We start from the raw sequence: 13,901 nt of genomic DNA, 5'->3' as shown, positions 1-13,901 counted from the left end.
CGCCAATAGCTAGAGGACGACGCCCGGAACTGGCGCAAGCGGCCCTTCAATAAGTTGCGGTGAAATAGTGTCTGTTTTTGCTGCTAGATAGCATATTCAGTCCCTAATTCACCGCAACTTTTTGGTGGTGACTTACTGGTAGCGCAGGCACTCCACCGGGTTGAGCTTTGCCGCGCGGCGAGCGGGGTAGAAGCCAAAGATTACGCCGATGCCGACGGAGACAGCGAAGGCCAGCAGCACCGTGGCGATTGAAAAACTCGGTGTGATTTGCCCGCTGGCTCCGAGCTCGCCAAGAATCCCGGATCCGGAGGCAAACATCGCGAGGCCCCAGGCCAGCAGATAGCCTATCAGGACACCCAGTAGGCCACCGGTGACGCACAGCGCCGAAGACTCGGCCAAAAACTGTGCGGTGATATCGCGACGACTGGCGCCCAGAGCGCGGCGGATGCCGATCTCGCGAATGCGCTCAGTCACGTTGGTGAGCATCATATTCATAATGCCGATACCGCCGACAAGCAGCGAGATGCTGGCTACAGCACCCATGATGAGCGAGAACGCGCCCATAAAGGAGTTGAGTGCATCGATGGCGCTTTTCATGGAGGTCGCCGATACACTGTCGTACTCATCATCCTCCGTGATGCCCTTCATTGCGCGCACCTTGGACTCGATGGTCTTACAAAGCTCATCCATGTCCGTGCCCTCGGCGGCAAGCGCCGTCACGCTGGGGAATGAAGGATTCTCGTCGCCAAACAGGCCGGAGATAGTTTCGCGTGGCATATACAGCGTGAGCGAGCCCATGGAGTCGCCGCCGCCATCAATCACGCCTACAATCTGCACCTCGCCGTTGGACACCTTGATGGTTTTCCCCAGCGCGTCCTGTTCGTTGCCGTAAAGCTGATCGGCGCCGCCGCGGCTGATGAGCGCCACGCGCGAGCCTGCCTTTGACTCGACTTCGGTGTAGGTGCGCCCCGCAACGAGCTTGCTGGCACCCACGGCGTCGAGCATGTCGCTGTCGACACCCTGTGCCATGACGGTATAGCTTTTATCGCCGGTCTTGTACTCGGTATACGCGCTGTCGACAATGCCGATCTGCTCTATCTGCGGCACCAGTTTTTGAAGCTTCTGGACGTCAGAATCAGTGAGTTCTTGGGACGAATAGATCTGCACCATGCGGGCTGCATTGAGCCCCAGGCTGTTGACCAGGCTGTTTTGGATGCCGCCGATGAGCGAAGTCATGGCGATAACCGAGGCGATGCCGATGACAATGCCCAGGATGGTGAGCAGGCTGCGCCCCTTGTTGGCCTCGAGCGAGTGAAGGGCTTCCTGGATGAGATCGCGGGCGCTCATGCCACCACTCCTTTCGGCGGGTTGGCGGAGGCGGAAATCATGGGCAGGCTATCTACGGCGCTGCGCAGGGTCCGCGGTGCATGTGGAATATACGCGCCGTCGTGAATGCGACCGTCGCGGATGGTCACGGCACGGTCGGCCTCGGCGGCGATGCCGGGGTCGTGTGTGATAAGAACGATGGTTTTGCCGCGCTTCTGGAGCTTATGGAAGGTCTCCATCACAAGCGCTCCAGTGGCGGAGTCCAGGTTTCCAGTCGGCTCATCGGCCAGGATGATGGGCGGATCGTTGACGAGGGCGCGTGCGATGGCGACACGCTGCATCTGGCCGCCCGAGAGCTCGGATATGCGGTGGTCCCAATGGTCGACGGGCAGCGTGACGGCCTGCAGCGCGTGCACGGCGCACATCTCGCGTTGGCTACGGGGTACGTTGGTGTAGGCCAGCGGCAGCATGACGTTTTCGATAACCGACAGGCGCGGTAGCAGGTTGAAACTCTGAAAGACAAAGCCGATGCTCAGGGCGCGGACTTCGGTGAGCTCGTCATCATCGAGCTCGGCCACGTTGAGCCCTTGCAGGTAGTAGTCGCCCGCCGTCGGCTTATCCAGGCAACCTAGGATGTTCATGAGCGTCGACTTGCCCGAGCCCGAGGGGCCGGTGATTGCGACGAACTCACCGGGGTTCACCGCCAGGCTCACGTTGTGCAGGATGTGGGCGCAACCGGCCTCGCTCTCAAAGATGCGGTGCACGTTGCGGATGTCGATGACGGGACGCATTACTTGCCCTCGTCGGCAGACATATTGTCGCCGCCGTCTGCCGTCATGCCTGTGCCGGTATCCGTCACGATGGTGTCGCCGTCGCGTAACTTGGTAACCGGGACGTCTGGGTTGATCTCGTTGCCCTGGTCGTCGCGCTTGACCTGCGTCTTACCGACTACAGCCTCGTTGTCGTTTTGCGTCACGACGGTCACCTTCACGCGGCGCGTCTTCTTGCCTTCCGAATCGGTGGCCAGATTGACGTAATAGTGCTCGCCATCTTCGGTCATCAGCGCCATGGTCGGCACCATAACCACGTCGTCGAGCTTCTCGGTCACTACCGAGACCTCGGCAGTCATACCCGGCTTAAGGCGACTGTCGGGTGCTTCGATGAGGATGTCGACGTTAAAGGTTACGCTGCCGCCGCCGGAGTTGGAGTCGGAGTTTGCCACCGAGGCGATGGCCGTGACCGTTCCCTGGCTCACGATATCGGGAAACGCTGGATAGGTCACGTTGGCGCTCTGGCCCACGGCGATCTTGGCGATATCCTTTTCGCCCACCTGCACGGTCACCTTCATCTTGGACAGGTCGGCAATCTGCATGCACTGCTTGCCGCCGCTTGTATCGCTTTCGCCCATGATCATGCCGCCTGTTACCGTGGCGCCCACCTTGGCGTTGAGCTCCACGATGCTACCCGAGCTCGGGGCCGTGACCGTACGGCTGGCGGCCTTGGCGTTCGCCTGATCGAGGTTTGCCTGGGCCGATGCGAGGCTGCGCTGCGCGGCCGATACGGCGTTCGTCTCCGCCGATGCGGCGGAGACGCCAGCCGCTGCGGAAGCTCCATCGGCGTCCGTCGTCGGGGTGGCCTGCGCGGCAGCTGCGGCTTTCTGCGCGTTGGTGAGGTCTTCCTGAGCGGCTGCAACTGCACGCTGCGCCTCGGCAACGTTGCGATCGAGCTCGTCGTTTTTAATGGTCATAAGCACGTCGCCCTCGTTGACGGATTGGCCTGCCTGCACGTTGATCGAATCGACCGTGCCGTCGACAGAAGGGGAGACCACTGAGGACGAAATGGGTTTGAGCTGGCCTTTCGCCTCGACCGTTGTGGTAAACGTGCCCTCGGTCACCATGTCGGTCACAGGCCCGCTAGCGCCCTGCGGCTGCGCATTGATAACCAGGGTTGCGACAATGGCAATGAGCGCGATGGCACCTACGACGCCGGCGGCAATACCGCGTCGAATCAGCTTTTTGCGTCGACGTTCGGCACGTTTTGCCTTGAGCTTGGCATACGCCTCTTCATCGGAAATCTCGGCCGTATCGTTCGTGCGTTCGCTTTGCTTGTCGGCATGTACGTTTTTAATCAGAGGAATCGTTTCGGTGGCACCTTCGGGCGTGTACTCGGCATCATCCGGGCCTGGGGTGATGGTGGGGACATTCGGCATAGCGTCTCCTTTATAGAAAGTTCCTAAATAAGTATATGTGCCCGTCGCGTAAGGCGGGCGCATATGGCGGATTCTTTCGGAACTGTTAGATTGGTCGCAGCGGCTCCACGTTGTAGGAATGCGCGCGTTGCACTACGAGTGGACAACCACGCACAGACCGACTTTGATGCAGTCGTGAAGTGCCTTGGCGTCGGCCAGGCGCAGGTTGATGCAACCGTGGCTGCCGCACCACTTGTACGATTCGGCGTTATCGAAACTCGAATCGTTTTGCCAGGTGGCGTCGTGGAATCCGACCATATTGCCCTCGAACGGCATCCAGTAGCTTACCGGGCTCTCGTATTTGGGCTTGCCGGTCTCGGGGTCCTTGGCACCGATGAGTTTGCTGGCGCCATCGTTGCTGTTGATCTGCCATACGCCCTCGGGGGTGGCGTCTTCGCCCGGTTTGCCAGAAATAAAGTTGGCCTCCCACACGATGTTGCCGCTCTCGTCGTAGTAGCGCGCATGCTGCTCGGACAGGTCGACGTCGATATAGGCCTTCCAGTCGGGCTCGCCCTTGGCGGTAAATGTGTCGGCCTTCTGGGAGTACTTGATCTCGATTTCGCCGGTCTGCTTGTTGTTAATGGCGTCTTCGACCTGCTTGGCGAGCGAGCTGCTGTCGATGGACCAACCAAAGTCGCCGCCTTCGACGGCGCACTGCTTGCCATCGGCGCGCGTCCACCAGCGAGTGGAGCCCACGGTATTAAAGCCGTTGGCGAGCTCGGCTGCCCAGCTGCTGATCTGCGACGTATCGAGCGTGGGGTTGGCCGGATCGGCAAAGCTGATCCACTGCAACACGGAGCTGCCATCAACCTTGCCGGCATCCTCGCCGTTAAGCTTGAGGGTCACGTTGACGCCCAAGAAGTTATTGGCGGCATCGCATGCGGCCTGAATCTGATCATCGGTCAGCGTTCCATTGAGCGGCTCATAGGCATCGTTGCCGAGCTTGGAAAGATCTACGGTCTCGGCCAGCGAGGCAAGCTCGAGCTCGGCATACTTAATGACATGCTCGCGGTTGAGTTTTTCGTTGGAGCGCGCCTTCTCGACGGTAAACTTGCCGGCCTGCTCGTCATAGGAGCTATTGGCCTCGAACGTGCCCGAACGGCCCTCGTTAAACTCATCGATGGCGGTGCCCAGATCCTTCTCAAACTGCTTTTGGTCAAAGGTATCGGAGAGCATGGACAGGTCGACGTCTTGATCAAGATCGACTTCGTTGGAGCTAGCGGTTGTTTTGGTCTTGCCGCTTAAGGATTCTACAAGGCGAACCGGCCATACAATGGCTTCGTTGCGGCTGATAATCTCTTTTGCGGCAGCTTCGCCGTCGACAATGGGCTCATCGGACTCGGGCTGATAGGTCCAGCTAAAGTCATCGCCTGTCACGGTGAGCTTATAGTGCTTCCAAGCCGAGTTGACCTTGGTGGCGGCAGACGAAGCGTTGGAGAACGAGACATCGACGCCGGCGATAGTGGTGTTGGGGTAGGCTACCTGCGAAAACGCTACGACGCCTACGATATAGACAATGACGATAAGACCCAGAACGACAAAGAGCGTCGTCTTTTTGCCCGACTTATTGTTCTCGGCGGGTTTGCGTGCGGGGCCGCGATCGCCTCGAGCGTGCGTGGGGGGCTGCTTGGGCGCATTGCCATTTGTCTGGCGCTGCTGATGCTGCTTGTTCGGACGTTGGGAAACGTTTGCCGCACCTCGCTGCTGACCGCGGCTCGGCGCGATAGGACGCGGCGATTGAACGCCGCCGGTGTGCCTGCTCGGCTGCTGCGGATCGGGAATCAGTTGAGTTCGATCGTTTTGCGACATCGTATGCATATCCTTCGAATTTCGCCTTGCGGCTCATCGTGTTTTTACTGGGCTTGCATTATAGCGATTACCTAGTTGTTTGTGGTATGGAAACGGTGGCATTCAAAAGAGGTGGGACATTTGTCCCACCTTCGAGTCTTTCTTTGTCGCTATCCGCACACACCGCATTTTGCACAGGCCGAAAGTGCGGCCGGAGCCTGCGCGATGCCACCCTTTGCCGTCTCGCGCAGCGTGGCCGGCAACGCGTGGCCCACGGAGAGCATGACGTGCGCCATCTGGTCAAACGGCACCAGGCTCTTGATACCGGCAAGTGCAAGCTGCGCCGAGCTAAAGGCGGCTGCCACGCCGATGGCGTTGCGGTTTTGGCAGGGTACCTCCACGAGGCCACCGACGGGGTCACAAACGAGGCCCAGCAAGTTACTCAGCGCGATGGAACTGGCGTCGAGCGCCTGCCCGGGCGTGCCGCCGAGCATCTGCACCAGCGCGGCGGCTGCCATGGCGGCCGCACTTCCGACCTCAGCCTGGCAGCCGCCCTCGGCACCGGCGACGCAGGCGCTCGTGGTGAGGTTGAGGCCGATGGCGGCTGCGCAGTAGAGCGCGTCCATGACCTGCTCGTCGTCGAGCTGAAGGTGATCGGCGAGCGCCAGCACGCAGCCGGGCACGACACCCGCGGAGCCTGCCGTGGGAGCGGCGACGATCACTCCCATCGTGGCGGAGCGCTCGAGCACGGCCATCGCGCGGGCCACGGCGTCGGTTTGAACGGTGCCCATCAGGCTCGTGCTCAAATCGTTGCGGCCGGTGGCATCGACGAGTTTAGCCTCGCCGCCGATAAGCCCGCCGAGCGATCGTTGCGGATTGACGATGGGGGTCGTGGTCTCCTCGCGCATGACGTCGAGCACGCGGCGCATGGCGGCGACGGCGTGGGCCTCGCCGGTCAGACGCGCCTCGCGCACGGCCATAACGGCGCCGATATTCAGGCCGAGCTCGGCGCACGCATCGAGCAGCTGCTCGCCGTCGTCGAAGATCTCCTTTGCCGAGACACCGGGGGAGAGCGACGAGGCAGAACCGGGGAGCTCGATAAAGGTCGCGTAATCGACATTGTCGAGTTTGCGGAGCATGGGGACGACGGTGTCGTCGGGCGCGCCGTCGGTCTCGAAGACGGAGTAGGCCTGTCCGCCCACTTCGGTGCGGTAGGTGCGGCAGAAGGCGATGTTCACGTGTGCGTAGGCGAGCAGGTTCGTGAGCGCGGCGAGCACGCCGGGGACGTCGTAGTGCGCCACGAAGAGTGTGGAGTACATGCCCGAGATGTCGACGCCGACGCCGTTAATGCGGCTGATGCGCATCTTGCCGCCGCCCAGGCTCTCACCGCGGACCTGGGCCGTGGCGCCCGTGTCGTCGACCATGTCGATGTCGACGGTGTTGGGGTGGATGGAGGCGTCGTCGCCCTTGATGTCAAAGTGATATTCGAGGCCCTGCTCGTGCGCGAGGTCGAAGGCCTGCTTGATGTTCTCGTCATCGGTGTCGAGGCCCAGGATGCCCGCGACGAGCGCACGATCGGTGCCGTGGCCGCGGTAGGTGTGGGCAAAGGAGTTCCACAGGCCAAAGGTGACCTTAGTGATGCGGCCTTCCAGCAGGCTGGCGGCAACTTGGGCGCAGCGCAGGGCGCCGGCGGTGTGCGAAGAACTGGGGCCGACCATGACGGGGCCCAAGATCTCGAATGCCGAGGTCGTAGCTAGTGTTTGCGGCTTGCCTGCCATGGCTGCTCCTTTACGTGGCTCGTCGTCCCAAGGGTCGGGGCATACTCTGTCCCGCCGTTCCGAGGGCTTTAGTATTTGGTCGCCTGCTCGGACAGTCCTGACTCGCATGGAGAGCACATTAAGTGCTCTCCGGCTCGTGCGGAACTCGCGATCGACCAAATACTAAAGCCCTCGGAACTTAGGATACATGGTTGGAGTCGCTCTGCTGCAAATTTCATCGGCTGGTGACCAATTTCGCTTCTCATGTCGATGCATCTTCACCACCTTTAAATAAAAAAGAAGTACCGGTTGGGGCCGGTACTTCTTTGTGCGCAATGCTGTGTTGTCCAGGTCTGGCGAATCGTCTTACAGTCCGCAGGCTGCTTTGAGTTCTTCGACTCGGTCGGTTTTCTCCCAGGTGAAGTCGGCGTCTTCGCGGCCGAAGTGACCGTAGGCTGACGTCTTTTCGTAGATGGGGCGACGCAGGTCTAGGTCGCGGATGATTGCGCCCGGGCGCAGGTCGAAGGTCTTCTCGACGGCCTCGACGATCTTGTCCTCGGCAACATGCGCGGTACCGAAGGTGTCGACCATGATTGAGAGGGGCTTGGAAACGCCGATGGCGTAGGCAAGCTCGACTTCGCAGCGGTCGGCCAGACCGGCGGCGACCACGTTCTTGGCGACCCAGCGCGCGGCATACGCGGCGGAGCGGTCAACCTTGGTGCAGTCCTTGCCGCTAAAGGCGCCGCCGCCGTGACGGCCGTAGCCGCCGTAGGTGTCGACGATGATCTTGCGGCCGGTGAGGCCCGTGTCGCCCATGGGGCCGCCCACGACAAAGCGACCGGTGGGGTTCACGTAGATGTCCGCGTTGTCCCACGGCATGTTCTCGGCGGCCATGACCGGGGTGATGACGTGTTCGATGAGGTCGGCCTTGATCTTGCCCATGTCCTCAATCTCGGCGGCGTGCTGCGTGGAGATGACGATGGTCGTGACCTCCACGGGCTTACCTTCCTCGTAGCGCACCGTGACCTGGGTCTTGCCGTCGGGGCGCAGGTAGGGCAGGGTTCCGTCATGGCGCACGGCAGCCAGGCGCTCGGCCAGGCGGCTTGCCAGGTAGTGCGGCATGGGCATGAGGGTCTTGGTCTCGTTGGAGGCATAACCGAACATCATGCCCTGGTCGCCGGCGCCGATCAGGTCGATCGGGTCGGTGGTAGCGCCGGTCTGGGTCTCGAAGGACTCGTCAACGCCCTGGGCGATATCGGGCGACTGCTCGTGGATGAGGCTCATGACGCCGCAGGTGTCGCAGTCAAAACCGAACTTGGCGCGGTTGTAGCCAATGCGGCGGATGACGCCGCGGGCGATTTCCTGTACGTCGACGTAGGCCTGGGTGCGAATCTCGCCGGCGACGATGACCGTGCCGGTGGTCACGAGGGTCTCGCAGGCGCAGCGGACGTTCTCCACGTTGGCGGGCACACCGTTGGGCGCAATATAGCCCTGCTCCTGCAGCTCTATTTCTTTGGCGAGGATTGCGTCGAGGACGGCGTCGCTGATCTGGTCAGCGATCTTATCGGGATGACCTTCGGTCACCGACTCCGACGTAAAAACAAAGGACCCGTGTTGGGGTGGGATGGAACGAAGTTCTTCTGACATGATTGTCCTTTCAAAAACGTGTCCTGGCGACCGTTACCATTCCGCCGGGCTCTCTATGCAAGGGCACATCATAGCGCGTAAATCAAACATTCACACCCTTTCCGCACCTACTCATTGGGGACGGACTTAAATGACCAGTCGGGTGCTCATTGGGTAGTCATTTAAGTCTGTCCCCAATGAGTGGGTCGGTGCCCTTTGTGCGGAGGTTGCTTTGATGCTTTATACTGGTGCGGTTAGACATCCATCCTGCAATCGAGGAGATTTCCATGGCATCAGACGTTCGCGTCCGCTTTGCACCCTCACCGACGGGCAAGCTGCACATCGGCGGCGCCCGCACCGCTATCTATAACTGGGCTTTCGCCCGCGCAAACGGCGGCACGTTCATTCTGCGCATCGACGACACCGATCCCACCCGTTCCACCGACGAGAATACGCAGATCATCCTGCGCGCCATGCGTTGGCTGGGCCTGGATTGGGACGAGGGTCCCGAGGTGGGCGGCGACTATGGCCCCTATGCCCAGACCGAGCGCCTGGACCTGTACAAGCAGGCCGCCCAGAAGCTTTGGGACGAGGGCAAGGCCTATCCCTGCTTCTGCACCAAGGAGCAGCTCGACGCCGACCGCAAGGCCGCGCAGGAGCGTAAGGACCCCTTCCAGGGCTATCAGCGCCGTTGCCGCGATCTTGATCCCGAGGAGGCCCGCCGTCGCATCGAGGCCGGCGAGTCCTATGTCCTACGCATCAAGGTGCCCGAGGACCGCGGCGACGTCGTCATTCACGATGCCGTCCACGGCGAGGTGACCTTCGACGCCAAGGAGCTCGACGACTTTGTCATCTTCCGCTCCGATGGCACGCCCACGTACAACTTCGCGACCGTCGTCGACGACGCCATGATGAAGATCACCCATGTCATCCGCGGCGACGACCACCTGTCCAACACCCCGCGTCAGGTCATGGTCTACGAGGCCCTCGGCGCGCCCGTGCCCACGTTCGCCCACATCTCCATGATCCTGGGCGCCGACGGCAAGAAGCTCTCCAAGCGCCATGGCGCCACCTCGGTGGAGGAGTACCGCGACGCCGGTTACCTTTCCGACGCCTTCGTCAACTACCTGGCGCTGCTCGGTTGGTCGCTCGACGGCGAGACCACGATCATCCCGCGCGATGTCCTGGCCAGCAGGTTCTCGCTCGACCGCATCTCCAAGAACCCGGCGACCTTCGACCCCAAGAAGCTCGATTGGGTCAATGCCGAGTACATCAATGGCATGTCCGATGCCCAGTTTGCCGACGAGATCATGGTCCCCGAGCTGCACGAGGCGGGTCTTATCGAGGGTAATGTCGAGTACGGCGAGGACTGGATCGACGCGCTTGCCGCCATCGTCAAGCCGCGCACCAAGATGCCGGCCGACGCCGTGACCGTCGCCGCTCCCATCTTTGCTACGGCCGAGACGCTCGAGTATGACGAGAAGTCCGTCAATAAGGGCTTGGCCAAGGAAGGCATGGGCGCCATTCTGGATGCCGCCAAGGCCGCGCTCGAGGGCGTGGACAAGTGGACTGCCGAGGCCATCGACGCCGCGCTTGAGCCGCTGCCCGAGCAGATGGACCTTAAGAAGCGCGTGGTGTTCCAGGCCGTGCGCGTCGCCGTCTGCGGCAACATGGTGAGCCCTCCGCTGGGCGAGACCATGGCGCTCGTCGGCCGCGACGACTGCCTGGCGCGCATCGACCGCGCCCGCACGATGGCGCTGTAGTAGACGCGCAAACGCATGTATCCGAGCCCCGTTCCCTCGAGCGGGGCTCTTGTTTCTGTACCGATGAGTGGGTTGCTGGGACAAAATAATCAGTAGTGTTTGTCCCATGTTCGAGTGACGCAACGAGCTCGACACTCGTATCGGCCGTGGGACAAACTCTACTGATTATTTTGTCCCACCCCTTTCAGGTCCGTTCGTTAGAGGTGGTGTATGGCTCAACAACTGTCGCTGTTTGGTTTGCCTGAACCGGAGGAAGCTCCGGTGAAGCCCAAGCCTGCACCCGAACCCATCGCCGCCTATGCGAGCGTGGTCCTCGATATCCCCACCCGTGCGCTGTCGGAACCGTTTGCTTACGGTATCCCCCAGTCCCTTGCCAACGGGGTCCAGGTCGGATCGACAGTCCTGGTCCACTTTGGTAACCGTGCCGCCGCGGGCTATATTGTCGACATTGCGCCTGGGCTGGGCGATCTGCAGGGCAACAACACCCTCGACCCCGTGCGCATTAAAGCCATCGAGGCTATCCTCAGCAGACCGCTCTTTACTGCCGAGGCTGCCCGTATCGCACGCTGGATGAGCCGCGAGTACGTCGCGACGCTTTCCGAGTGCCTGCGCCTGTTTTTGCCTCCGGGTGGCAGCCCACGCGTGGTCAAGGGCGATGACGGCGCATGGTCGGTTGAGCGCCCCGCCGTCAAGCCTATTCAAAACCGCTGGGTCATGCTCACGCCCGAGGGCTTCGACTATACGCCGCCCAAGACCGCCGTTCGCCAGCGCCAGCTCATCGAGGCGCTCCAGTGCGGCCCCGTCACGACGCGCGACCTCAACCTGCTCTACAACAGTATGTCGGCGACCATCAAGGCGCTCGAAAAGCGCGGCGTCGTGGTGGTGGAGGAGCGCCGTGCCTGGCGTGGCTGCGGCGAGCAGACCACGCTGTCCTCGGCGAGCGGCAAGGCCCCGGTCGCGCTTACGAACGGCCAACAGCAGGCGCTCGCACAGATTGAGCGCGCCCGTCTGGACGCCCACGGCGACGTGGTCCTTGTCGATGGCGTCACCGGATCCGGCAAAACCGAGGTCTATCTCTCCGCTATCGAGCGCGTGCTCGCGGCCGGTCGCTCGGCCTGCGTGCTCGTGCCCGAGATCTCGCTGACGGCTCAGACCGTCGGTCGTTTCCGCTCGCGCTTTGGCGAGACGGTCGCGGTCTTCCACTCGCGTCTTTCGGCCGGCGAGCGCCTGGACCAGTGGGACATGGTTGCCAGCGGTGCCGCCCGCGTTGTCGTCGGTGCACGTTCGGCGCTCTTTTGTCCGCTCAGCGATCTGGGCCTTATCATTATCGACGAGGAGCACGAGACCAGCTATAAGCAGGGCTCCAGTCCGCGCTACCATGCGCGCGAGGTGGCGGCCGAGATGGCGCGTCGGTATCGCTGCCCGCTCGTACTGGGCTCGGCCACGCCTTCTGCTGAGGCTCTCGACCGCTGCCGTCGCGGTACGTTCAACGGTGTCACCTGGACGCGTGTCGAGATGCCCGAGCGCCCGGGACACGCCGTGTTACCCACAGTCCGCATTGCCGACCTACGCCGCGAGTTCTCGCACGGCAGCCGCTCCATGTTCTCAAAACCGCTGATGGAAGGTTTGGAACGCGTGGTCGAGCGCCGCGAGAAGGCCGTGCTGCTGCACAACCGCCGCGGTTTTGCGCCGTTTTTGATGTGCCGCGAGTGCGGCTGCGTCCCCACCTGCAACCATTGCTCAACCGCGCTCACGTATCACGAGCGCACGCATACGTTGCAGTGCCACACCTGTGGTTCGTCCTGGCGTGTGCAGCCCTATCCGGCGCCCACGAGTCGCTGCCCCAAGTGCGGTAGCCGTTACCTGGCAAAAATGGGGCTGGGTACGCAGCAGATCGAGGACGCAATGCACCAGATGCTGCCCGACGATGTCGCCATCATTCGCATGGACGCCGATTCCACGCGCGGCAAGGACGCGCACAAAAAACTGCTCGAGCAGTTCGATGCCGCCGATTGCGCGGTGCTGCTGGGTACCCAGATGATTGCCAAGGGCCTCGATTTTCCCGAGGTCACGCTCGTGGGCGTGGTCAATGCCGACTTTGCCCTCAAGCTGCCCGATTTTAGAGCAGGGGAGCGCGCTTACGATCTGTTGGAGCAGGTCGCCGGTCGTGCCGGTCGCGGCGATCGCCCCGGCGAGGTCATCATCCAGACCTATCTGCCCGAGGACCCGGTTATTCGCGCCGTTGCCGAGCACGACCGTTCGATCTTTACCGACTACGACCTGGACCAGCGCCGCGACGCCCTGTATCCGCCGTTCGTGCGTCTGGTCAATATCTTGGTGTGGTCGGCAAGCCGCGACGATGCGCAGGATTATATCGGGCGCATCGCAAAGCTCCTCAAGCGCCGCTGGCATGCCGCCGCGCCCGACTTTTTGCGGGCGGGGAGCGCCGTCCCGCAGGTGCTGGGCCCGGCTTCGTGTGTAATCGAGAGAGCCAAGGACCGTTACCGCTTCCATCTGCTTGTGAAGTCGCCGGTAGGGTACCATGTCTCTGATGATATCGACGCCTGTCTCAAAGAGGTGGGCTCCGTGCGCGGCGTGAGCGTGAGCGTTGACGTCGACGCCTATGATTTGATGTAACAAACCGAAAGGATGGCCATGGAAGCCAACGGAATCGTACTGTCCCCTGATCCTCGTCTGCGCCAGGAGTGTGCCGTCATCGAGGAAATCACCCCGGCGATCGAGGCGCTTGCCGAGAAGATGAAGAAGATGATGTTCGACAACGGCGGTTGCGGCCTGGCCGCCCCGCAGATCGGCGAGCTCATTCAGCTCGTCACCATCGACTGCGACTACAGCGACAAGAACGACTACGATCCGTACGTGCTCATCAATCCCGTGATTGTGGAGCAGAGCGACCGTCTCGTGCCGTTTAGCGAGGGCTGCCTTTCCATCCCCGGCATTAGCTGTGAGATCGAGCGTCCCGACCATGTCGTCGTCGAGGCGTACGACCTGGATGCCAACCTGATTCGCTATGAGGCCACGGGCGACCTGTTCTGCGTGTGCCTGCAGCACGAGATCGATCACCTGCACGGCAACACCATGTTCGAGCGACTCAAGCCCATGCAGAGGCTCAAGGCCGTCAAGGAGTACCAGGACGCCCTGGCCCGCGGCGCTCGACCGGGCGAGACGGAGTAGGTTTGTCCGTCCCCGGGACGCCCGCCTATATCATCCAGTGCTCAAACATTTTCGCTGCGCTGCGAAACTGCGCGCGGGACGATATAGGCGGGCGCCCCGGGGACTACGTTGACGCTGTTTGTCTCGCCCGGGTGCCGTCGGGCCAGGGATGGGCGTCTTCGCTGATAATTGCTTTGTTGGAAGAGCTGCTTTTATTGCGGC

Annotated in this window: 9 protein-coding genes; 3 read left to right on the top strand and 6 right to left on the bottom strand. The window is 61.9% G+C overall.

Going from position 1 to position 13,901, the window contains the following annotated elements; all coding sequences use genetic code 11:
• Window positions 1-132: 132 nt before the first annotated feature.
• From GT571_RS00755 to metK, 6 genes are all read right to left on the bottom strand, one after another.
• Window positions 133-1,347 carry an ABC transporter permease gene (locus tag GT571_RS00755; protein WP_161154830.1) on the bottom strand — a complete coding sequence of 405 codons (1,215 nt, stop codon included), beginning with the start codon at window positions 1,345-1,347 and terminating at the stop codon, window positions 133-135.
• Window positions 1,344-2,117, bottom strand: a complete 774-nt coding sequence (locus GT571_RS00750) for an ABC transporter ATP-binding protein (protein WP_161154828.1) — start codon at window positions 2,115-2,117, stop codon at window positions 1,344-1,346. The genes GT571_RS00755 and GT571_RS00750 overlap by 4 nt, the downstream gene beginning before the upstream one ends.
• On the bottom strand, window positions 2,117-3,535 hold the full coding sequence (locus GT571_RS00745) for an efflux RND transporter periplasmic adaptor subunit (protein ID WP_161154826.1): 1,419 nt from the start codon (window positions 3,533-3,535) through the stop codon (window positions 2,117-2,119). The genes GT571_RS00750 and GT571_RS00745 overlap by 1 nt, the downstream gene beginning before the upstream one ends.
• A 132-nt stretch (window positions 3,536-3,667) precedes the next feature.
• Window positions 3,668-5,383 carry a L,D-transpeptidase gene (locus tag GT571_RS00740; protein WP_161154824.1) on the bottom strand — a complete coding sequence of 572 codons (1,716 nt, stop codon included), beginning with the start codon at window positions 5,381-5,383 and terminating at the stop codon, window positions 3,668-3,670.
• A gap of 149 nt (window positions 5,384-5,532) precedes the next feature.
• Window positions 5,533-7,140: an L-serine ammonia-lyase, iron-sulfur-dependent, subunit alpha gene (gene sdaAA / locus GT571_RS00735; RefSeq protein WP_118225765.1), complete on the bottom strand. Its 1,608-nt coding sequence runs from the start codon at window positions 7,138-7,140 to the stop codon at window positions 5,533-5,535.
• Window positions 7,141-7,485: 345 nt separating this feature from the next.
• Complete coding sequence (gene metK / locus GT571_RS00730; RefSeq protein ID WP_161154822.1) at window positions 7,486-8,766, bottom strand: methionine adenosyltransferase; 1,281 nt, start codon at window positions 8,764-8,766, stop codon at window positions 7,486-7,488.
• A 266-nt stretch (window positions 8,767-9,032) separates the two neighbouring features.
• Between metK and gltX the strand changes: the two genes are divergently transcribed.
• From gltX to def, 3 genes are all read left to right on the top strand, one after another.
• Window positions 9,033-10,508, top strand: a complete 1,476-nt coding sequence (gene gltX / locus GT571_RS00725) for a glutamate--tRNA ligase (RefSeq protein WP_161154820.1) — start codon at window positions 9,033-9,035, stop codon at window positions 10,506-10,508.
• Window positions 10,509-10,718: 210 nt separating this feature from the next.
• Window positions 10,719-13,145, top strand: a complete 2,427-nt coding sequence (priA, locus tag GT571_RS00720; protein WP_161154818.1) for a replication restart helicase PriA — start codon at window positions 10,719-10,721, stop codon at window positions 13,143-13,145.
• A gap of 18 nt (window positions 13,146-13,163) precedes the next feature.
• The gene (def, locus tag GT571_RS00715; protein WP_161154816.1) at window positions 13,164-13,700 is read left to right on the top strand and encodes a peptide deformylase; all 537 of its coding nucleotides are present in this window, start codon (window positions 13,164-13,166) and stop codon (window positions 13,698-13,700) included.
• Window positions 13,701-13,901 lie beyond the last annotated feature (201 nt).

Source organism: Collinsella aerofaciens, from assembly GCF_009876115.1.
GTDB classification, from domain to species: Bacteria; Actinomycetota; Coriobacteriia; order Coriobacteriales; family Coriobacteriaceae; genus Collinsella; species Collinsella aerofaciens_N.
This window is presented reverse-complemented; position numbering and strand designations above follow the sequence as displayed.

Excerpts from the sequence above, each read along its gene's own strand:
- metK (WP_161154822.1), bottom strand. The coding sequence starts at position 8,766 with ATGTCAGAAGAACTTCGTTCCATCCCACCCCAACACGGGTCCTTTGTT.
- priA (WP_161154818.1), top strand. The coding sequence starts at position 10,719 with ATGGCTCAACAACTGTCGCTGTTTGGTTTGCCTGAACCGGAGGAAGCT.
- def (WP_161154816.1), top strand. The coding sequence starts at position 13,164 with ATGGAAGCCAACGGAATCGTACTGTCCCCTGATCCTCGTCTGCGCCAG.
- GT571_RS00755 (WP_161154830.1), bottom strand. The coding sequence starts at position 1,347 with ATGAGCGCCCGCGATCTCATCCAGGAAGCCCTTCACTCGCTCGAGGCC.
- GT571_RS00740 (WP_161154824.1), bottom strand. The coding sequence starts at position 5,383 with ATGTCGCAAAACGATCGAACTCAACTGATTCCCGATCCGCAGCAGCCG.
- GT571_RS00745 (WP_161154826.1), bottom strand. The coding sequence starts at position 3,535 with ATGCCGAATGTCCCCACCATCACCCCAGGCCCGGATGATGCCGAGTAC.
- sdaAA (WP_118225765.1), bottom strand. The coding sequence starts at position 7,140 with ATGGCAGGCAAGCCGCAAACACTAGCTACGACCTCGGCATTCGAGATC.
- GT571_RS00750 (WP_161154828.1), bottom strand. The coding sequence starts at position 2,117 with ATGCGTCCCGTCATCGACATCCGCAACGTGCACCGCATCTTTGAGAGC.
- gltX (WP_161154820.1), top strand. The coding sequence starts at position 9,033 with ATGGCATCAGACGTTCGCGTCCGCTTTGCACCCTCACCGACGGGCAAG.